The following is a 21283-nucleotide window of genomic DNA, read 5'->3' on the forward strand; positions in this document are numbered from 1 at the left end:
TCCTACCTTTCATTCTCTCCCCCAAAAGTCGAAAAAAGAGCCTTAGTGATGACTCTATCACGAAAAATAAACCGTGTCTAGTACACGGATATAGTCAATCCGAGGGTGATAACCGCATGATAATAAGGATCCATGCTCTTCTATTTCTTCTTTCGTAATCGACTTGCGTCCACCTGTATTTTGACGATTCCAAAATGCAATAATATGTTTTGCATCTAATAAATAAAATTCATCAAAAAGTGTAAATTTAATAATGACAAATGCAATTCCATTATGAGCAACCACTTGCTTCATATGTTCTATTTGATGAAGGTGGAAGTTTTGAAGTGGGAAACTAGTTTTATTTTTTGTTTCCTTTGCTTCAAAATCGATGTATTTCCCTTTGTATACACCGTTGTAATCTGTCGTAGAAGGTTGTTTAAAATACGCTTCTTTTACCACTGCAGCACTTCGAGCGGGGTAATCTACTTTTACAATTTGAAGAGGTGTAGGCTTTTTATGTACACATGCAATATTATGGGTTAAGTAATATTGATTTGTTTCATTCAATTCCTCTTCAAGGGACATACCTCTATTACTATAAGTATGTGTTTTTATAGGTGTTTTTTGAGGTTGTGAAGCTTGATTATACCTTTTTCCATTTGGGTAACGAATGGTCATAGTGTGTCCACTCCCAACTTGCTAAGAATTACTTACAAAGGTGATTATATCAAAAAATGAAAAAAGATGTGACCTTTTTGATGAAAGGTATGATGACTTATTTATGTTTACATGGAATGATTATATGAAAATTAAACAAAATCGAGAAAAAAATTTTTGTACAGAGAAAGAAAAAGCGATCATTCGCAATATTAAAAAGAAAACAGAAATAGCTAATGTGGACAATATTTCTCGGACACAATCTTATCACGAATATTATTTAAGAAATAGTGAAATCAGGTGGGCCTTTTTAGCGAGTATGGTTTCGAGAAATGCGGGATGGAATATGACTGATTTAGAAGGGAGATATTATGCCACTGTATTACCTGAAACGGTAAAAAAACATTTATTTCTTCTGTACGAACAAGCTAATTGGATTATTTTCTTAGATGCATTTCCTCAGCTATTATTGTATGAGGAAAGTAAGAAGAGACGGGCACCTCTCTTTCATTTGTTGCAATATTTCAGCGTATCAATTTTTATGGAAAAAGAATGGTTACTTTTCTGGGAAAGAAGAGATATGAATAGGCTTATGACAGCGCTTATTATAAATGAACAAAATAAAATTCAAAAACCAGTCATTGAGAACACATTTTTTAAAAAACATGTATTCCATACTGCACTTTTTAAAGTACAAGAAAGATTTCATATTAGTGCAGTTATCTTCCCAACAATTGAAGGGAGGATGTATGGATTTTCGGTTTATCAATTTGAAACGTTACAACAGCGTATAGAACTAGGAAAAAAATTAGCATGGTTATTATTTCATCCAATTTATAATGGTTCGTTTTATAAGTTTGCATTGCAAACTACACATACTGGGTCTAGAGAAGATTATGAAGTTTACGCACAGGAAACTCGAAAGTCTTATACGCCAACACTTAGAGATATTTATCCTGTTATTTTACATGAAGAAATAAAAATGAGAGATTGGTTTTGTGCAAATATGAAAATGAATGTGCTATTTGTACTTGAAGAACCTAAAGAGGAAGTTAATATAACAGAATGGTATAGAAGAAAGAGAGAACAAATCTATAGGCTATCTATCGTAAATCGTTTTGCTAAAAGGATGGATGAGTTCATGATATAATAAAAAAGAAGTCCCGTCTTCCATTTTGAAGACGGGACTTCTTAATTTGAAACAATCCTGCTATGCGTGCTACAACTTTAATTTCAAAACGTAATGCTAGTAGGAGATTAAGGATGATTTGAAATCTACCTGTTCGTAATAAAGTCTCGCTTTATGTAGCAGGGAAGTTTGGACCATCTAGCTTTGGATTGCCAGTCTCAGGTTTATTTTGTTGTTTGTTTTGGTTTTTCTTTTTTTCATTTTTGTTCTTTGCCATTGTAATACACCTCCTTTTTGTATTGTTACCATTTCTATAAATGACATACGAAATGATTTCTTTGACGAATAACAACTAGTTTTGTCATGTGGGCAGGAGTGGTGAATCATTCGGCGAAATTACATGACAAAGGAAAAGCAAAGAAGGAGGCGTTTTGTATATGGCGATGGTTCAGAAGGAAGATGTAATGAAAAAAATGGATCAAATGTTAAGTTCTCTCGATTTGCTGGAAATGAATATAGGGATTAGAATGAATCATGCATTAAAGGATGCGAGTGAAAAAATATGCAATAAGATAGAAATAACAGAAATGCATATTGAACATATGGAAAATAAATTAGTGCATCACGAAGAAAAAGGGAATTGGGTAAAGACATTTCAAAACGTCGTAGTGAGTGCATAATAAGGTGGGAAAGAAATGAAGAATGAATCATTAATACAGTCTTCAGAAAAACTCATGCAGTATAATAATGAAGCGAATGTAAAAAAAAGAGAACTAACCGAATACGACTTTTATAAGGATATGAAACCGTTTGTAGATATGGTAGATGAGGAATTAGAGAAGTGGAAAGAATTAGCTTATACGTGGATTAAAGAAGAAAAGCCAAAGTATATACATGTACAGCAAATTGATCAAGTATACGATAATTTACAAACGAATGTGTTACAATGCTTTGTAAATAAAGGTAAAGGTAAACGATTCTTTGAAACACACCAAGCCGTTTCGTATACTTTGCAAAATATAGTTGAGCAATGTAAATAACAAGAGGGAGAACCCTCTTGTTATTTTTATGCTTCTGTCATTGTTGTAGGTTTTGTTGCGCCGTTTATTTCTAATTCTTTTATTAATGTTCGATAATCTGATATGCATATTTTTCCTTCGAGATACCAATGTCTCGCAAAGTCTAATAATTCATTTGCATTCTCTGTGCAATACCCCTTTTTTTGAGAAAACGCTTGTTTTAAATCCCCTAATACCATGTTGATTCCTCCCCCATGAGAATCTTCTTCTTAATTATCATAGCATGGAAGGGTTTTCTTTTTTAATTTTTTAAAAATTTAAACTTCCGACAAAAATAGACAGATACTCCATCACACATATTATTTTATAGGTACATATTATATATGTAGAAACTTATGTAAAGGAGGAGAGAATGCATGTTTCAACAATCTAACGTATATCAGCAAACGTATCCATATGCACAGCAAAATATGTACCAATATAATACGGATACATATTTACGGTATAATATGTATCCTTTCGAGCCTTATTATGGAAATCAAAATTATTATCAACCGTTTGAAGTGTCATTTATGAATCAAGCTCAACAACAGCAGCAACCTTATGTAAATCAGGCCCAACAACCACAACAGCAGCAACCTTATGTGAATCAAGCTCAACAATCACAAGCTCAGCAACCATACATGAATCAACAACAGCAGCAGCCTTATATGAATTCACAATATTATATGCCACCACAAGCGCCCTATGCTAATCAACAAGGGATGTTTTATCCACCAAAACAACCGTATCCGACACAGAGTAAACAAAAGCAACAACAGCCAAGTCAGTTTTCTAGTTTTGTTTCTCAATTTAAAACATCAGATGGTAACTATGATGTAAATAAAATGATGAACACAGCTGGCCAGATGATGAATGCGATGAATCAGGTGACAGGTATTGTAAAACAAGTTGGAGGCTTCTTTGGTAAGTAATGTTGGAGGGTTGTCTATGAAAGTATTGTATATGAAATAAAGGACTAGACAAATTTCCTTGTAATAAATGGGTATATATAACAATCGGCTTTCTCTCTTTTCTCATACTGTAAAGTGTAATCAGATTTTTTTAACGAGAGAGGAGAGAAAAAACTATGCATCATTGTCATCCTTGTTTTGGAGGGCATAAGCCTGTAGGACCTATTTGTACAACTGCTCCTGTCGTTCATCCGACGAAACAATGCGTAACACACTCTTTTTCAACAACGGTGGTGCCACACATTTTCCCAACACATACAACACATGTACATCATCAACAAATTAAAAACCAAAACTTCTTCCCACAAACAAATTCAAATGTAAATGTTGTGGACCCAATCGACCCAGGATTCGGCGGTGGATGTGGACCGTGTGGTCATGGACATCATGGACATCATGGACATCACGTATCTCCATTTGGTCCAGGACCAAATGTATCTCCGTTTGGACCAAACGTATCACCATTCGGACCGAATATTGGACCAAACGTATCACCATTCGGTCCAAATATTGGACCAAACGTTGGTGGAATGTTTAAAAAGTAAATGATATGTTAGAACTAGCGAAATGCTAGTTCTTTTTTTGTAATTGGAGTGTTGATATGAAAGTTATTGCAGTAACAGGATATAAGCCATTTGAACTTGGAATATTTAAAAATGATCATCCAGGGGTGGAGTGTATAAAAAAGGCATTATACCGTAAATTAACCACTTTTGTAGAAGATGGTTTAGAGTGGGTTATAATAAGCGGCCAGTTAGGTGTAGAATTATGGGCTGCTGAAGTTGTTTTTGAAATTCAAGTAGAATATCCAGATTTAAAATTAGCGGTATTCACTCCGTTTTTAGAACAAGAAGAAAATTGGAAAGAAGATAATCGTGAATATTACGAATTTATTCTTTCTCAAGCAGACCATATTGATAGTATCACGAAAAGGAAGTATGAAAGCCCAGAACAATTTAAATTAAAAAATCAATTTTTTATTGAAAAAAGTGATGCGCTTTTAGCGGTATATGATGAAGAAAAACCAGGAAGTCCCAAATATATTGTAGAAGCAGCAAAGAAAAAAGGGGAAATAGAAAATTATCACAGTTATTTCATTCTTTTTTCTGATTTACAAGATATAATAGAAGAGGAACAGTGGAATAATGCAGAGTAATATGTAATATAGTACTCGTATATATGATTGACAAAAAGCATTGTTTCTGAAAAAATTTAGTTAATGAAAGTTTTGGTAAAAATTTGAGGTGAAGAAAATGATTTCGGATAAAATTAAATTAACAGCGAAAGATATTTTAGAAAAAGAATTTAAAACAGGTATGAGAGGTTATCAGCAAGAAGAAGTAGACAAGTTTCTTGATATGATCATTAAAGACTATGAAGCTTTCCACAAAGAGTTTGAGCAATTAAAGCAACAAAATGCTCGTTTAAAGCGTGAATTAGAGGAACAAAAACTAGCAGTAACGCAAGTTCCACAACAACCTGTACAAACACCAGTTGCACAACCGGTTTATAACAACACGAATACGGATATTTTAAAACGCTTATCTAACTTAGAAAAAGCTGTATTTGGAAGTAAGTTATACGAATGATGTAAGGTGGGAAAAGGTTTAAGCGTTTTACATAGAAAAAAACGTTGCAAAATCTTTTTGTTTCCACTATACTAATGGATGTCATAACGTTTGGGTAATCGCTGCAACGCCAACGTTGTAGAGGAAAGTCCATGCTCGCACGGCCTGAGATGGCTGTAGTGTTCGTGCCTAGCCAATTCATAAGCTAGGGTATTCTGGCTGTAAGGCTGGTTTAACGGCAGGGAAAAAACCTAAGTCCTTTCGGATATGGTTTGACTACCTTTAAAGTGCCACAGTGACGAAGTCCTTGAAGAAATGATAGGAGTGGAACGAGGTAAACCCCACGAGCGAGAAACCCAAATAATGGTAGGGGAATCTTTTCCAAGGAAATGAACGACGGGAAAGGACAGGTTTTATAACCTGTAGATAGATGATTGCCACCGGAGTACGAGGCGTGGGCCGTTTGTAGTACAAAGGAACAGAACATGGCTTACAGAACGTTATGAACCAACTATGAAATAACTCAGCTCTCCTTTGTTAGAGGAGGGCTTTTTATTTGTATGAAGTTGTAAAGTATGAGTTAAAATGGTTAATGAGAAAATTTTTCGTAAAATGTAATGATTAATAGGACCAATTGCTATTAATTATTGTTTGAATATACATAAGAGGTGAATGCAAATGGGAAAAGTTACTTTAATTGCAACAGCGGCAATGGGTATTGAAGCGTTAGTTGCCCGAGAAGTTCGCGATCTTGGTTATGAATGTCAAGTAGAAAACAGCAAAGTAACATTTGAAGCAGATGAAAAGGCGATTTGTCGTACGAATTTATGGTTGCGTACTGCGGACCGTGTAAAAATTAAAGTTGGCGAATTTAAAGCAACAACATTTGATGAGCTATTTGAAAAAACGAAAGCATTAAACTGGGGAGATTATATTCCAGAGAATGGCGAATTCCCTGTTATCGGTAAATCTTTAAAATCTGAATTATTCAGTGTTTCGGATTGCCAACGTATCGTTAAAAAAGCTGTCGTTGAAAAATTAAAAACAACATATAAACGTACAACTTGGTTTGAAGAAGATGGTCCGTTATTCCGTATCGAGATTGCAATGCTCAAGGATATTGCAACATTAACAATTGATGCGAGTGGTGTTGGACTTCATAAACGTGGATACCGTATGGATCAAGGGGAAGCTCCGTTAAAAGAAACATTAGCTGCGTCTTTAATTAAATTAACAAACTGGAAGCCAGATCGTCCATTTGTTGATCCATTCTGTGGATCAGGTACAATTCCGATTGAAGCAGCATTAATTGGACAAAACATTGCACCAGGATTTAACCGTGGTTTCGCATCTGACGAGTGGGGCTGGGTAGGTAAACAAAACTGGCGTGAAGCTCGTCAAGAAGCTGAAGATTTAGCGAACTATGATCAACGCTTACAAATCATTGGATCAGATATTGATCATCGTATGATTCGAGTTGCTCAAGATAACGCAGAAGAAGTAGGCTTAAGCGATTTAATTACATTTAAACAAATGCAAGTAAAAGATTTCACAACAAAAGAGGATTATGGCTACGTTGTAACGAATCCTCCATACGGAGAACGTTTAAGTGAAAAAGCACTCGTTGAACAACTGTATAAAGAAATGGGACAAGTATTCCGCCCGTTAGATACATGGTCAGCGTATGTATTAACAAGCTACGAAGCATTTGAGAAGTGTTACGGAAAAGATGCGTCGAAGAAGCGTAAACTATTTAACGGATTTATCCGTACAGATTACTACCAATACTTCGGAAAACGTCCACCGCGTAATTCATAGTATAAAACTCCTCCAGCGCGCATATACTGGCTATTATGTAATGCGTAAAGGAGGAAGTGATATGGATAATTTCCAATTATCAATGATTCAAAAAGCTATTCACCGTACGTATGATGAGCTCGGAAAAGAAGTGGATAGTCAAGGTGCGATTGTAGATGAAATACAAAAAGCACAAGAAGAATATTTGTCAGCTCTTTCACATGAAACAGCGATTGATAAACGGTATTTAAAGTCATTAATATAGAAGAAAATTTTCCTTTTTCGAAAGGAAAATTTTTTTTCGTGAATTTCTATGTATTGCAACAGGGGAAAGCAAATGCATACATATGCGTAGCAGTTGCTATTATTTTTTATAGAAAAACTTTTTGGTTGGAGGCTAAGGATGTTTACTGAGAAGAGATTACCATTTGAAGTAGGAAAACAAGATAATTTTTATGATAAGTTGAATGAGTGGATTGGAGATGTGTTTTACGACATCCTTCCGGAAAAAGGCTTTGAAGAGCGTGATGAACAAATTTTTATGGCGTTTCAGTTAGAACGCGCTTTCCAAGAAAAGAAAGTTATGTTCGCAGAAGCTGGTGTAGGAACAGGGAAAACAATTGTATATCTTCTATATGCAATTTGTTACGCGCGTTATACTGGGAAACCAGCTATTATTGCTTGTGCAGATGAAACGTTAATTGAGCAGCTTGTAAAAGAAGAAGGGGACATCGCTAAGTTATCTGAAGCATTAGGGCTATCTGTTGATGTAAGGCTTGCAAAATCAATGGATAATTATTTATGCTTACGTAAACTTGAAGATGTTATGAGTGGACGAGCTCCAGAAGTAATTGAAGACGTATATTACGAGTTACCACAGTTTGTATTCGATCATGGTACGATGCAAAACTTTACTCACTATGGTGACAGAAAAGAATTTCCACTTTTAAATGACGAAGAATGGTCAAAAGTAAATTGGGATTACTTCCAAGATTGCTTTACTTGTGATTCTCGTCATCGTTGTGGACAAACTCTTTCTCGTGAACATTATCGTAAAGCAGCAGATTTAATTATTTGTTCTCAAGATTTCTATATGGATCATATTTGGACGTACGATGCTCGTAAGCGTGAAGGGCAAATTCCGTTATTACCAGAAAGTAGCTGCGTTGTATTCGATGAAGGACATCTTGTAGAATATGCAGCTCAAAAAGCTTTAACATACCGTTTAAAGCAAACGATGATGGAGCAACTTTTAACGAGATTGCTACAAAACGATATTCGTGAGGAGTTTGCACATTTAGTAGAAGAAACAATTTGGCAAACAGAGCGATTCTTTGATGTGTTACAAGAAAACAAAAAAGAAATTGCCGGTTCTGATCGTTTAGAAATTACTGTGACAGAAAAAGTAACAGCTGAAGCGAAACGACTTTATGCAAAAATTGGTGAAGTTGGAGATGCATTAGTATTCGAAAGTGAAATGCATACAGTAAACACGTATGATTTAAATATTGTTGATGAGCATTTAGATGTATTAGAACATTCACTTCGTCTGTTCATGCACGAGAAAAATGTAATTACTTGGGGTGAAGAAGGTGATGGTGCCTTCACGTTAGTGATTATGCCGCGTGCAGTTGAAGAAGTATTACAAGAGAAAGTGTTCTCGAAGAAAATACCGTATATTTTCTCTTCTGCGACATTATCGAACAATGATTCATTCGCGTTTACAGCTAATAGCCTAGGGGTAAAAGATTACTTATCATTCTCAGTTGCTTCACCGTTTGATTACGAAGAGCAAATGGCAGTAAACTTACTATCGCATACGAAAGAAAATGAATGGGAAAGAAAGTGTCAATATACACTTGAAAATATACAAAAAACAAATGGACGTACGCTTGTATTATTCCGTACAACGCAAGAGCTTGCAGCGTTCAAAGAGTATGTAAGTAAGGAGCAAATGTCGGTTCCGTTCTTATATGAAGGAGATCAGGAAATTAGCCAGCTCGTTTCTCGTTTCCAAAATGAAGAAGAGACTGTACTTTGTGCGGTTCATTTATGGGAAGGTTTAGATATTCCTGGTTCATCATTATCACACGTTATTATTTGGTCATTACCATTCCCTCCAAACGATCCTGTGTTTGAAGCGAAACGTAAGCACGTAAATGATTCATTCTGGGATGTAGATGTACCATATATGATTTTACGACTTCGTCAAGGAATTGGGCGTTTGATTCGTACAAGTGAAGATAAAGGTGCTATATCAATCTTCTTATCTGATTCAGAAGATGAGAAAGTAGTTGCAGCTGTGAAAAATGTACTGCCAGTAGAAGGTAAAGAATTATAAGGAGAAAGCTTGGCGCTTGCCAAGCTTTTTTTCTATTATAAAAGGAATTTATGTTTCCGTGTCGAATTAAGTTTGAGGTAGAAAAAGGAGGCTTTTATACGATGACAGTTGCTACATATGAGGTAGAAAAACAATTTTTAACATACGTGAAGAAGATACAGAATTACGAAGAAGCATTAAGTTTAATGTTTTGGGATTTAAGAACAGGTGCACCAAAAAAAGGTGTAGATCAGCGTTCAGAAGTAATTGGTATGCTTTCGTCAGAAGTGTTTGCTATGTCGACTTCAGATGAGATGGGAAACTATTTAACAGAACTTGAAGCTTTAATACGTGAAGATAAACTTTCTGAAACGACGAAGAAAATGGTTGAAGAGTGTCGGAAAGAATATGATAGAAATAAAAAAATTCCACAAGCTGAATATGAGGCTTATGTGAAATTAGAAGCGAAAGCAGAGAGTGTGTGGGAAGAAGCTCGCGAAAAATCTGATTTCGAAATGTTCCGCCCGTACTTAGAAAAAATTGTTGAATTTAAAAAGAAATTTATTACATATTGGGGTTATGAGACATATAAATACAATACATTATTAGACATGTATGAGCCAGGTATTACAGTAGAAGTTTTAGATCACGTATTTGGTCAACTTCGTGAGCGTATCGTGCCGCTTGTAAAAGAAATCTCTGAGTCTAAAAAAGGATTAAAAACAAGTGCTTTATCGGAACAATTTTCAAAAGAAAAACAAAAGAACTTTACATTAGAACTATTAAAGCAATTGAATTATGACTTTGAAGCAGGTCGTCTTGATGAAACAGTACATCCTTTCGAAATTACATTAAATAGAGGGGATGTTCGTATTACGACACGCTATGATGAAAAAGATTTCCGTATGGCTGTATTTGGAACAATTCATGAATGTGGTCATGCAGTATATGAACAAAACATTGCAGAACAATTTGAAGGTACACCACTTTGCAGTGGTACATCTATGGGTATTCACGAATCACAATCATTATTCTTTGAGAACTTTATCGGCCGTAATAAATCATTCTGGAAGAAAAATTATGATTTATTAAAAGAGTATAGCGATGGTCAATTTGATGATATGTCAGTCGATGAGTTTTATGATGCAATTAACGAATCGAAGCCGTCATTCATTCGTATAGAAGCAGATGAGCTTACATACCCGCTTCATGTTATGGTGCGTTATGAATTAGAGAAAGAATTATTTGATGGTACATTACAAGTGAAGGACTTACCAGCAGCTTGGAATGATAAGATGGAAGCATATTTAGGAATTCGTCCGGAAAATGATGCGCAAGGTGTATTGCAAGATGTTCACTGGGCTGGTGGCTCATTTGGATATTTCCCATCTTATGCGCTTGGTTACATGTATGCAGCGCAATTTAAGCAAAGAATGTTAAAAGACATTCCGAACTTTGATGCATTATTAGAAGAAGGAAAGGTAACACCGATTCGTGAATGGTTAACAGAACATATTCACCAATATGGTAAAACGAAAAAGCCGCTTGAAATTTTAGAAGATGTAACAGGTGAAGGCTTAAATGCAAACTACTTAGCCGATTATTTAGAAGCGAAATATAGAGCGATTTATGAGTTGTAAAAAAAGAGCTGCTTAATTGCAGCTCTTTTTGTTAAAGGGGATGGGAGAATGGGTTATACATATACAGTAATGAAGCAAGAAGAAGCGGAGGAAATTGCGTATAACTGGCATTATGAAGGGAAATATTCTTTTTATGATATAGAGGCAGATGAAGAAGATTTAGCTGAATTTTTACATGATGAGAGTAGAGGGAATCATACATTTTCAGTGAAGCAAAATGGCATTCTCGTTGGTTTTTTTACTATTTGTAAAATAAATAATGGAACGGTTGATATAGGACTTGGAATGAGACCTGATATAACTGGCAATGGATTTGGTTTACAGTTCGTGAATGCTGGACTAGCTTTTAGCAAAGAAAAATACGGATGCAATTATATAACACTATCAGTAGCGACATTTAATGAGAGAGCAATCAAAGTGTATAAAAGAGCAGGATTTGAGGCGGTTGGAACGTTTATACAGAAAACAAATGGTAGTTGTTTTGAGTTTTTGAAAATGAACTACATATGTAAACATGATTAAAAAACAGAGGGGTCTTCTGTTTTTTATTTTGATTTAGAAATATATGATACATATTTTTGTACTTGTTGTATGTAATAGAGGGTTTTGAAATTTTCGTAAAGGATGTGTATGATAGAAGTTTAGTAGCGAATAGTAGGTTTAGCAAGGAAAGGTAGAGGTAGTATGATTACAATTAAAACGAAAAATGAAATAGATTTGATGCATGAATCTGGAAAATTACTTGCTTCATGTCATAAAGAAATTGCGAAAATGATAAAGCCAGGTATAACGACGCAAGAGATTAATACGTTTGTTGAAATGTATTTAAAAAAGCATGGTGCCACATCTGAACAGAAAGATTACAATGGGTATCCATATGCGATATGTGCATCTGTAAACGATGAAATGTGTCATGCGTTTCCGGCCGATGTTCCTTTAACTGAGGGTGATATTGTAACAATTGACACGGTAGTAAACTTAAATGGGGGTCTTTCAGATTCTGCTTGGACGTATAGAGTTGGAAAAGTTTCTGATGAAGCAGAAAAGTTGTTGTTAGTAGCTGAGAATGCTTTGTATAAAGGAATTGATCAGGCGGTAATTGGTAATCATGTAGGAGACATTGGCTATGCAATTGAAAGTTATGTAACAAATGAAGGTTTTTCTGTCGCAAGAGACTTTACGGGACATGGAATTGGTAAAGAGATTCATGAAGAACCAGCAATTTTTCATTTTGGGAAACAAGGACAAGGACCTCAGTTACAAGAAGGAATGGTAATTACAATTGAACCGATTGTAAATATAGGTATGAGATATTCTAAAGTAGATTTAAATGGGTGGACTGCACGAACGATGGACGGGAAATTATCAGCTCAATATGAGCATACAATTGCGATTACAAAAGATGGGCCAATCATTTTAACGAAGTTGTAATTGGAAATGAAAGAGTTTGCAAAACTCGAACAAAAATAGTGGTTTTTAAAAATTTGTACGTGTTTTTTTGATAAATGCTTTTCAAAGCATAAAAAGTACGTTATAATCCTTCTATAAAATAAATAGTTAGCTACACTCATATAATCGCGGGGATATGGCCTGCAAGTTTCTACCGAAGTACCGTAAATACTTTGACTATGAGTGAGGACGAATATAATTGCTTGTTTAGCATTCTTTTTTGCGAAACTCCAAAAGCGCGTCTCTCACTTGTAACGAGTGGTGGCGGCTTTTGGAGTTTTTTTATTGCATAAGAGGGGGAACAAACATGAAAGTATTACAAGAAAAGATTTTGAACGAAGGAAAGGTTTTATCTGGTGATGTATTAAAGGTGGATGCATTTTTAAATCACCAAATTGATCCAGTACTTATGCAAGAAATCGGAAAAGAATTTGCCAAACGTTTTAAAGAAGAGAACATTACAAAAATCGTGACGATTGAATCTTCAGGCATTGCACCAGCGGTTATGGCTGCATTAGAGCTTGGTGTAAAAGTAATTTTTGCACGAAAACGTAAATCGTTAACGTTACAAGATAATATGTACGTTGCAAACGTATATTCATTTACAAAACAAGAAACAAATGAAATTTCATTATCTCGAAATCATATTGATGAAAATGATCGCGTGCTAATCATCGATGACTTTTTAGCAAACGGTCAGGCTGCTTTAGGTTTAATGAGTTTGGTAGAGCAAGCAGGAGCAAGTATTGCAGGAATTGGAATTGTTATTGAAAAAGCATTTCAAGATGGAGGAAAGAAGCTTCGTGAACAAGGCGTTCGTGTTGAATCACTAGCAGAAATTGCATCACTTGATAACGGCACAGTTACATTTGTACAGCAAGAAACTGCGGAGGTGAAATAAACGATGAAGCAGCATCCATTTAAAATTGCATCGCTTGGTATGCAGCATATGCTGGCAATGTATGCTGGAGCAATTATCGTTCCGCTTATTGTGGGCGGTGGACTTGGTTTAAATCAAAAAGAATTAACATATTTAGTCTCAATTGATTTATTAATGTGCGGCGTTGCGACAATTTTACAAGCATTATCAAATCGCTTTTTCGGTATTGGACTTCCCGTTGTACTCGGTTGTACATTTACAGCCGTTGGACCGATGATTGCGATTGGAAAACAATACGGTGTGTCTTCTATTTATGGAGCAATTATTGCTGCTGGGTTATTCGTTGTTATTTTTGCGAAATTATTTGGAAAGCTTGTAAAACTATTTCCACCTGTTGTAACAGGATCTGTTGTTACTGTAATTGGAGTTACACTTGTTCCAGCAGCAATTAATGATATGGCTGGAGGAGTAGGAAGTAAGGATTTCGGTAGTCTTGAAAATTTAGCATTAGCATTTGGTGTGTTACTATTTATCATCATTATGTATCGTTTCTTTGATGGATTTATTCGTTCAATCTCTATTTTACTAGGTCTATTGTTCGGTACAATCGTTGCAGCGTTTATGGGGAAAGTAAGCTTGCAAGCGGTTGGAGAGGCTGATTGGTTCCATGGTATTCAACCATTTTACTTCGGTACACCAACATTTGAATTAACACCAGTTATTACGATGATTCTCGTCGCTTGTGTAGGGATTGTAGAAGCAACGGGTGTATACTTTGCATTATCTGATATTTGCAATAAAAAAATCGGTGAAAAAGAATTAACAAAGGGCTATCGAGCAGAAGGATTAGCGATGGTGTTAGGTGGTATTTTCAACGCGTTCCCATATACAACTTACTCTCAAAACGTAGGACTTGTTCAATTAACTGGAGTAAGAAATCGCGTTATTATTTATACTTGCGGTGGTATGTTAATCGTTCTTGGATTCATTCCTAAAATCGCAGCTATTACAACAATCATTCCGAAATCAGTACTTGGCGGTGCTATGCTCGCAATGTTCGGTATGGTAATGGCATATGGTATTAAAATGTTAAGTAGCGTTGATTTTGGCAAACAAGAAAACTTATTAATTGTTGCATGTTCTGTCGGAATTGGGCTTGGGGTTACAGTTGTTCCTACATTATTCTCACAACTTCCTGAAAACATTCGTATTTTAACAGATAACGGAATTGTACTTGGAAGTGCGTCAGCAGTACTTTTAAATATCGTATTTAATATGGTGCCGCAGCGTAAAGTGAAAGTAAAAGAAGAGCCGGTGTCTATGCAAAGTGCAGTAAGAGAAGCGTAAAAAAGCAAGGTCTCGTTATGAGACCTTGCTTTTCTTTTTAAGTGGCATCATTTTCCCGTAAGTACCAAGACGCCAAATGTACTCAAGTGGTCCGTATTGGTAATGTGAAAGCCACCAGCGGCTAATAAAGATTTGTAACGTGTAGAAACTAATGCAGAATAGTGGTCCAACCCATAGTGGAGCCAGATAATCATTTTTAAACAATAGCCCGAATACAAGTAATGTAACAATTGTATGCGAGATGTAATTTGTTAATGCCATTCGTCCAACGTATTGGAATGGACGTAATAACGTTTGCCATTTTTCTTTTTGTAATAAACGCATTAACGTGACAATGTAGAAGATGAACAATGTCTTTCCGCTTATCATCGTAATGCCCATAAGTGAAAATGGTGTGTATGGTTGATTGTTCATAAAGAAGTAAACCATAATAAACCACATCGGTAATGTTAAAATGAACATAATGATTTGCCATTTTTTAAGTTTTGGATCTAATTCCTTAGCACGGCGGAAAATGTCTTTTTTACCGGTATATAATCCGAGTAAAAACAATCCTAGTGTTTCAGGAAGCATAATAAGACTGTTACTTATTGCTTCAGAATAGAAAGAATAGAATCTGTCTGTAATTTGTAAGCCCCAGTTTTCTAACGGCATAATGGCTATGGAAAGGCCTAGTTCATCTACCGGCACTAATAACATGACAAGAGAACCTAATAATGTGAACAATTGCATGAAACTTAATAGTACAATTGACCATATTAAAATAGTACGTGTCTTTCTTTTGTAAAATAAAAATAAGAAAAACCCGGTAATTGCATAAGTATGTAAAATGTCACCGTCCCATAAAAGAACGTAATGTAAGAACCCGAATAATAATAAGATAAGTAAGCGGCGAACAAACAAAGTTTTTGGACGATCGGTCTTCGCCTCAGCACGATTCATAAAAATATAAAAACCTAATCCGAATAAAAACGAAAAAATTGTATAAAATTTCGTTTGAATAAACATATCGTAAAATAGGCGAATATAGCTGTCTATCCCTTCGTAAATTCCTGTAATATCACGTGAGTCAACCCCGGCAATAATTGGCCAGTTAACAAGAAAAATACCTAATACAGCTATTCCTCTAATAATATCAATGGAGTGTATCCTCTCGCCTTGTGTGAGATTTTGTGTCATTTTTTTCCTCCTTGTTAAGTAATTCCCTTTTATTATACAAAATGTAAGATGGAGGGGGTAGGGGATATTTCCATTTTTTTAAACTGTTAAGTTATGTAGGATGAGATATAATAAGAGTGCACAACAAGTTTTAACCTTTTTCAAAACAGGCAGTAAAGCTCCTTCTTATAAGGAGCTTTCTTTATGAAAAGTGTTGATAATGATTCTCTTTAATGATAAAATGTATTCAAAAGTGATAATCATTATCAAAAAAGGTTGGTGCATGAGTATGGTATATGCATTAGTAGCAGGTACAGTTGCTGTATATGCAGTTATTGCAAAGTATGTTTTAAATGGAGTAGGAACAGCAAAATGAGTGATATGACATAAAATCCCTTTCATTTGTAAAAAGAATGAAAGGGATTTTTTATTTTTAATGAGAATATGCTGAAAATTTAGTATGATAGTAAAGTGAAACTGTAATCAATGGGTAGGTGTAACTCTCACTGGTTATGAGCTCGCAATTAGCGGGGAAAAGTATATACATCTTGGATAAAGGGGAACAAGGGGATGACAAACATAGTACAGACAAACGGTATGAAAAAACTTGTTTGTTTTTATGAAGAGTGGCAAAAACACGGCGATGCAGAGAATAGCTTAAAGTTGTTTGAAGTAATTCAAAAATATAAACGAGAGCAGCTTATGATAGCGTTCTGCGGTCACTTCTCAGCAGGGAAATCAACGATGATGAATCATCTATATAAAGCGCAGTTGTTACCAACAAGTCCAATTCCGACAAGCGCTAACGTCGTTAAAATTGAAAAGGGATTTGATCGTGTTGTTGTAACGATTAAATCTGGAGAACAGTACGAATATGACGGTGCATATTCAGCAGAAGAATTAAAGCAAATTTGTAAAGATGGCGATGAGGTAATTGGTGTTCATATTTATCGGAATGATGCACCAATTCCTGAGGGTGTTATGTTAGTTGATACACCAGGGATTGACTCAACAGATGATGCCCATCAACTAGCGACAGAATCAACGCTACATCTAGCAGACGTAATTTTTTATATGATGGATTATAATCACGTCCAATCGGAAGTGAATTTGCAATTTGTTAAAGAATTGAAACAACGTAATAAAACGGTTTATCTCGTTGTAAATCAAATAGATAAACATAAAGAAAATGAATTATCATTTGAGGATTATAAAGATAGTGTGAAACAATCGTTCTCTAACTGGGATATTGAAGTAGATGGAGTTTATTATACGTCATTACGAATGATGAACCATCCACATAATGAAATTGGAAGCTTAGAAACATTAATTACTTCTATTATGAAAGAAAAAGAGCAGTATGTAAGAGAGGGAATGGAGCGAGAAACAGAACATTTAATGGGAGAACATTTCTCGTTTATTGTTTCTGAAAATGAAAAAGCTCTTTTGACATATGAGGAAGAGTTAGCATCACCGCTTTTGATTTCAGAAATAGTTGAAAAGAAAGAAGAGCTAACGGAAACTAAACATCGCGAGGCTAGTAAAGAATCTCATGTGAGAAACGAATTTATAAAAGGTTTACAAGCTATATTAGATAACGCGTATTTAATGCCATTTGAAATGAGAGAATTGGCAAATGCATATTTAGAAACGAAATTAACAAAGTTTAAAGTTGGTTTGCTATTTGCGAAAGGAAAGACGGAGCAAGAAAAACAAAGACGTGTAGAGGCGTTTTATTCTGCCCTTCAAAAGACTGTTGAAACGCAACTTGATTTTCATGTGAAAGAATTTATTGTAGCCTTCTTAAAAGAAGAAGGATTGTTCACGGAGGAAATTGGGAAAGACATATATGCTTTAGAAATTGCTTTTGGACCAGAAATGTTAGCTGAAGTCATTAAACAAGGTGCAGGTTTCACAGGTGATTACTTACTTCTTTATACAGCGGATGTAGCGAATGAACTGAAGAAACGTTATTTTACAAAAGCACAGCAAATTTTTGATAAAAGTGCAGTTGTTTTAAAGCAAAAAGTGAAGGAAGCAGTTGCTCGTATGGAAGAAGAGATTGAAAAATATACGATGTTGCAAACGGCAAAAGAGACGGAATTACAATACAGTAACAATTTAGAGACATATGAAAGTTATTTACAAAATGTTTGGCACGAGCGTGTTGCTACACCAGAAGGATTGCAAATAGAGGAGATATTGCAACGTGAAAAACAAATTGTTAGTGAGAAATTCACACTACAAGAGCAGGAAATGGTAAATGATAACGTAGTGGCTCATGAAGAAGAGATAAAAGGAACGGCAGCTTTAAATATTCAGCGTATATTAGAGAAAGTGAAGAAAGCTGAAATGATATTAGAGCCATTGCCAGCGCTGAAACATGTACAGCAAGAGGTGATAGAAAAAAGGCGTCGTGTGGAAACGAAACAATTTACAGTAGCGTTATTCGGAGCTTTTAGTGCTGGGAAATCATCATTTGCCAATGCCTTACTTGGTGAGAAGGTACTTCCTGTATCACCAAATCCGACGACGGCAACGATTAATCAAATTTTGCCGGTTACAGAGGAAAAACCACACGGAACAGTAATGGTTCAATTCAAATCAAAGCAAGCTCTATTAGAAGATATGAAAGCTGTTTATAAGCTGTTTCATTATGAGATTACTACGTTAGATGAGGCGTTAGCACAAATTGATAAAGTTATGAAATATCCTTCACCGACTGGGAAGCAAAAAACAACATTTAGCTTTTTACGAGCGGTACAAAAAGGGTATGATGCAGTTTCTACTTATTTAGGAGAACAAGTACAAGTCACATTAGAAGAGTTCTCTGATTATGTAGCGAATGAAGAAAAATCATGCTTCGTTGAGTATATGGAGCTTTATTATGATTGTGCTTTAACAAGGCAGGGAGTAGCGCTTGTAGACACACCTGGAGCGGATTCTATTAATGCTCGCCATACGGATGTTGCATTCCAGTATATTAAAAATGCAGATGCTATTTTATTTGTAACATATTATAACCATGTATTCTCTCGTGCTGATCGTGAATTTTTAATTCAGCTTGGGCGTGTAAAGGATACTTTTGCCCTTGATAAAATGTTCTTCTTAATTAATGCGGCGGATTTAGCAGAGTCTGAAGAAGAACTTGAAATGGTAAAAGGTTATATCGCAGATCAGCTACTGCAATACGGTATTAGAAATCCGCGTTTATTTGCAATTTCAAGTTTATGTGCGCTTGAAGAGAAACAAGGAAAGAATGTTGAAAAAGAGAAGTATGGTATTTTACAAAACTCTGGAATTACTAAGTTTGAGGAATCATTTACGTCCTTTATGATGAGAGATTTAATGCTTGTTTCTGTGCATGCTCTATATGGTGCGTTGCAAGGGGCAGATCAACTTTTAGTAAACATGATAAATGGTGCAAAGCAGGGGAATGAAGAGAAAGAGAAGCAAACGAAAAAATATGAAGCAGAGCGTGATCAACTACTTCATATTATTTCATCATATAGTGTACTTGCTGAAGAACAGGCGATGCAAAATGAAGTGAAAGAGTTGCTTTATTACGTGCAACAGCGTCTATTCCTACGTTATAACGATGTGTTTACTGAATTTATTAATCCGGCGTCACTTCGAACGGATGGAAATGTGAAAACACAATTGCAACAGTGTGTTATGGAATTAGTAGCATTTATTCAGCATGATTTATTACAAGAAATGCGTGCGACATCATTACGTCTTGAAAAATGGATAGACGAAGCGATGAAGCGTGCAAAGGACGAAATTGTAGTGAACTGTAAAGTAGAAAATCAATCAATTTCTATGAATGGAACAGTTGAGTATGAATATAAAGATATTACACATAAAGAACCGTTCCCTTCAGTTGAAATAAAAGATTTCAAAAAAGCACTGGCACATTTTAAAAATGAGAAAAGCTTTTTTGAAAAGAATGACAAAGCTTTTATGCAAGAAGACGCTAAATCTGTATTAGAACCGCTTGTATCAAACTATGTAGCCGATGAAAAAGATTTATTTGTCCATCATTATAAGCAAGAATGGGATATGAAGTGGAACTTATTCCAAAAAGTGATGCAACAAGATGTAATGAACTATTATGAAAGTATATTGTTTGCATTGGCTGAAACGATCGATGTATCTCTATATGAACAAAGTAAAGAACAATTGCACAATCAGTTAGTAGAGATTGAAAAAGAAATTTATGTTATATAGTCGTTATGAGAAAAAGATTCGTTCAATTTTCTTTTGCAGTACAGTATCTAAAGATTTGACAAATCCAGCAAATTCATCGGTAGAAATCATATGAGTAAGAACGAGTCGTCTGCCATCTGGTGTTTCACCGCATAAGACGAATGAAGAAAATTCGTATGTTTTATTTTCAACTACTAATTTTGGATAGGAATACGTGTCGCTTTTCTTCTTCTTTCCATCAATAGAGATGACGTTGCATTTTTTCTCATTGTTGTCCATGGTGAATCCCTCCTTTCTATTATTTATGGTAGACAAGGAGGGTTTAGAACAATAGAGATGGGGGGATTTTTTATGTCTTTTGTAATAGAACGTATTTTAAAAGAGGCTATACCGAAGTCTTTATTGCTACTTGCTGATCCAAGTGAACGGCAAATAGCTATATATGTACAAAGAGGGTTAACATACGTAGCAAAGCAAGGGGGCAGCATCATCGGTGTGTATGTTCTTTTGGAAACAAGGCCGAAGACGATGGAAATCATGAATATTGCGGTTGCAGAGCATTTGCAAGGAAAAGGGATTGGGAAGAAGCTATTAAGGCATGCCGTAGAAACTGCTAAAGGATATGGTATGTCAAAACTTGAAGTTGGTACAGGCAATTCTAGTGTTTCACAACTTGCTTTATATCAAAAATGTGGATTTCGTATTTTTTCTATTGATTTTGATTACTTTTCGAAGCATTATGAAGAAGAGATTATTGAAAATGGCATTGTATGCCGTGATATGATTCGGCTTGCAATGGAATTGAATTAGAACGTATAACTTATTTAGGGGGAAGAGAAGATGGAAGTACATAAAGCAATTACAGCACATTCTCGTAAACAAAATGAAAGTGTAAAAGCATGTTTACAATTAGATGCGCAGCGTGAAGCAGCTATTGAAGCAGCCGTATCTCTTGCGTCAAATGGGAAAGAATTTTCGGTTGATGTCATTAATGTTGTAACAAAGCAAATTAATGATCTTGCAAAAAATGGTGTTACCTTGCAGCGTAAATATGTTACAGAAGAAATGGTTATGGAGTATGTAAGTCGTTTACAAGAGAAAGAAGGTCGTTAAAG

General features: G+C 35.3%; 23 protein-coding genes, 1 other RNA gene and 1 riboswitch. Of the genes, 19 read left to right on the plus strand and 5 right to left on the minus strand.

Annotated elements, in window-relative coordinates; genetic code table 11:
- Positions 1-57 precede the first annotated feature (57 nt).
- Entirely contained in the window at positions 58-660 is a 603-nt protein-coding gene (gene recU, locus QCI81_RS21980) for a Holliday junction resolvase RecU (RefSeq protein WP_000155599.1), read from the minus strand.
- Positions 661-763: 103 nt separating this feature from the next.
- Between recU and QCI81_RS21985 the strand changes: the two genes are divergently transcribed.
- Positions 764-1789 (plus strand): DUF2515 domain-containing protein, encoded by a 1026-nt coding sequence (locus QCI81_RS21985; protein WP_000495657.1) that lies wholly within the window; start codon positions 764-766, stop codon positions 1787-1789.
- Between the two features lie 151 nt (positions 1790-1940).
- Here the strand turns inward: QCI81_RS21985 and QCI81_RS21990 are convergent, their stop codons facing one another.
- Entirely contained in the window at positions 1941-2120 is a 180-nt protein-coding gene (locus QCI81_RS21990) for a hypothetical protein (protein WP_001987054.1), read from the minus strand.
- Between the two features lie 85 nt (positions 2121-2205).
- On the opposite strand from QCI81_RS21990, the gene QCI81_RS21995 reads away from it, so the two are divergent.
- Positions 2206-2448 carry a hypothetical protein gene (locus QCI81_RS21995; protein ID WP_001252036.1) on the plus strand — a complete coding sequence of 81 codons (243 nt, stop codon included), beginning with the start codon at positions 2206-2208 and terminating at the stop codon, positions 2446-2448.
- Positions 2449-2463: 15 nt separating this feature from the next.
- On the plus strand, positions 2464-2808 hold the full coding sequence (locus QCI81_RS22000; protein WP_000787408.1) for a YppE family protein: 345 nt from the start codon (positions 2464-2466) through the stop codon (positions 2806-2808).
- 26 nt (positions 2809-2834) lie between these two features.
- Here QCI81_RS22000 and QCI81_RS22005 read toward each other — a convergent pair whose 3' ends face one another.
- Positions 2835-3026, minus strand: coding sequence for a YppF family protein (locus QCI81_RS22005; protein ID WP_000242652.1), 192 nt, complete (start codon positions 3024-3026; stop codon positions 2835-2837).
- Positions 3027-3203: 177 nt separating this feature from the next.
- Here QCI81_RS22005 and QCI81_RS22010 point away from each other — a divergent pair, with 177 nt between their 5' ends.
- From QCI81_RS22010 to pbuX, 13 genes are all read left to right on the plus strand, one after another.
- The gene (locus tag QCI81_RS22010; RefSeq protein WP_000487718.1) at positions 3204-3761 is read left to right on the plus strand and encodes a YppG family protein; all 558 of its coding nucleotides are present in this window, start codon (positions 3204-3206) and stop codon (positions 3759-3761) included.
- Between the two features lie 155 nt (positions 3762-3916).
- Complete coding sequence (locus tag QCI81_RS22015; RefSeq protein ID WP_000546290.1) at positions 3917-4345, plus strand: CotD family spore coat protein; 429 nt, start codon at positions 3917-3919, stop codon at positions 4343-4345.
- 56 nt (positions 4346-4401) lie between these two features.
- A complete protein-coding gene (locus QCI81_RS22020) occupies positions 4402-4956 on the plus strand; it encodes an SLOG family protein (protein WP_353810888.1) in 555 nt (184 codons plus the stop codon).
- A 97-nt stretch (positions 4957-5053) separates the two neighbouring features.
- A complete protein-coding gene (gene gpsB / locus QCI81_RS22025) occupies positions 5054-5389 on the plus strand; it encodes a cell division regulator GpsB (protein ID WP_000622431.1) in 336 nt (111 codons plus the stop codon).
- 86 nt (positions 5390-5475) lie between these two features.
- An RNA gene (gene rnpB / locus QCI81_RS22030) (RNase P RNA component class B) lies at positions 5476-5866 on the plus strand.
- A gap of 180 nt (positions 5867-6046) precedes the next feature.
- Entirely contained in the window at positions 6047-7186 is a 1140-nt protein-coding gene (locus QCI81_RS22035) for a THUMP domain-containing class I SAM-dependent RNA methyltransferase (RefSeq protein WP_000521227.1), read from the plus strand.
- 61 nt (positions 7187-7247) lie between these two features.
- The gene (locus QCI81_RS22040; protein ID WP_000368570.1) at positions 7248-7430 is read left to right on the plus strand and encodes a DUF3921 domain-containing protein; all 183 of its coding nucleotides are present in this window, start codon (positions 7248-7250) and stop codon (positions 7428-7430) included.
- 138 nt (positions 7431-7568) lie between these two features.
- Positions 7569-9506 (plus strand): ATP-dependent DNA helicase, encoded by a 1938-nt coding sequence (locus tag QCI81_RS22045; protein ID WP_000493704.1) that lies wholly within the window; start codon positions 7569-7571, stop codon positions 9504-9506.
- A gap of 101 nt (positions 9507-9607) precedes the next feature.
- The gene (gene ypwA / locus QCI81_RS22050; RefSeq protein WP_071730802.1) at positions 9608-11125 is read left to right on the plus strand and encodes a carboxypeptidase; all 1518 of its coding nucleotides are present in this window, start codon (positions 9608-9610) and stop codon (positions 11123-11125) included.
- 48 nt (positions 11126-11173) lie between these two features.
- Positions 11174-11647: a GNAT family N-acetyltransferase gene (locus QCI81_RS22055; protein ID WP_000542514.1), complete on the plus strand. Its 474-nt coding sequence runs from the start codon at positions 11174-11176 to the stop codon at positions 11645-11647.
- A 162-nt stretch (positions 11648-11809) separates the two neighbouring features.
- Positions 11810-12556, plus strand: a complete 747-nt coding sequence (locus tag QCI81_RS22060) for a type I methionyl aminopeptidase (RefSeq protein ID WP_000628419.1) — start codon at positions 11810-11812, stop codon at positions 12554-12556.
- Positions 12557-12672: 116 nt separating this feature from the next.
- Positions 12673-12774: riboswitch (purine riboswitch) on the plus strand.
- A 107-nt stretch (positions 12775-12881) separates the two neighbouring features.
- Positions 12882-13475, plus strand: a complete 594-nt coding sequence (locus QCI81_RS22065; RefSeq protein WP_000866483.1) for a xanthine phosphoribosyltransferase — start codon at positions 12882-12884, stop codon at positions 13473-13475.
- 3 nt (positions 13476-13478) lie between these two features.
- Positions 13479-14801, plus strand: a complete 1323-nt coding sequence (gene pbuX, locus QCI81_RS22070) for a xanthine permease PbuX (protein WP_000809230.1) — start codon at positions 13479-13481, stop codon at positions 14799-14801.
- 15 nt (positions 14802-14816) lie between these two features.
- Here the strand turns inward: pbuX and QCI81_RS22075 are convergent, their stop codons facing one another.
- Complete coding sequence (locus QCI81_RS22075; RefSeq protein WP_353810889.1) at positions 14817-15980, minus strand: DUF418 domain-containing protein; 1164 nt, start codon at positions 15978-15980, stop codon at positions 14817-14819.
- A 549-nt stretch (positions 15981-16529) separates the two neighbouring features.
- Between QCI81_RS22075 and QCI81_RS22080 the strand changes: the two genes are divergently transcribed.
- Entirely contained in the window at positions 16530-20189 is a 3660-nt protein-coding gene (locus tag QCI81_RS22080; RefSeq protein WP_000182158.1) for a dynamin family protein, read from the plus strand.
- A gap of 3 nt (positions 20190-20192) precedes the next feature.
- On the opposite strand, the gene QCI81_RS22085 is transcribed toward QCI81_RS22080, so the two are convergent.
- On the minus strand, positions 20193-20447 hold the full coding sequence (locus QCI81_RS22085; protein WP_000369740.1) for a DUF3931 domain-containing protein: 255 nt from the start codon (positions 20445-20447) through the stop codon (positions 20193-20195).
- A 72-nt stretch (positions 20448-20519) separates the two neighbouring features.
- On the opposite strand from QCI81_RS22085, the gene QCI81_RS22090 reads away from it, so the two are divergent.
- Together QCI81_RS22090 and QCI81_RS22095 are read left to right on the plus strand one after the other, a co-directional pair.
- Positions 20520-20978: a GNAT family N-acetyltransferase gene (locus tag QCI81_RS22090; RefSeq protein WP_000011411.1), complete on the plus strand. Its 459-nt coding sequence runs from the start codon at positions 20520-20522 to the stop codon at positions 20976-20978.
- A gap of 30 nt (positions 20979-21008) precedes the next feature.
- Positions 21009-21281 (plus strand): YpbS family protein, encoded by a 273-nt coding sequence (locus tag QCI81_RS22095; RefSeq protein ID WP_000451820.1) that lies wholly within the window; start codon positions 21009-21011, stop codon positions 21279-21281.
- The last annotated feature ends 2 nt before the right edge of the window (positions 21282-21283 follow it).

Origin of the sequence: Bacillus cereus group sp. MG20 (genome assembly GCF_040459885.1) — a bacterium.
Classification (GTDB): Bacteria; Bacillota; Bacilli; order Bacillales; family Bacillaceae_G; genus Bacillus_A; species Bacillus_A cereus.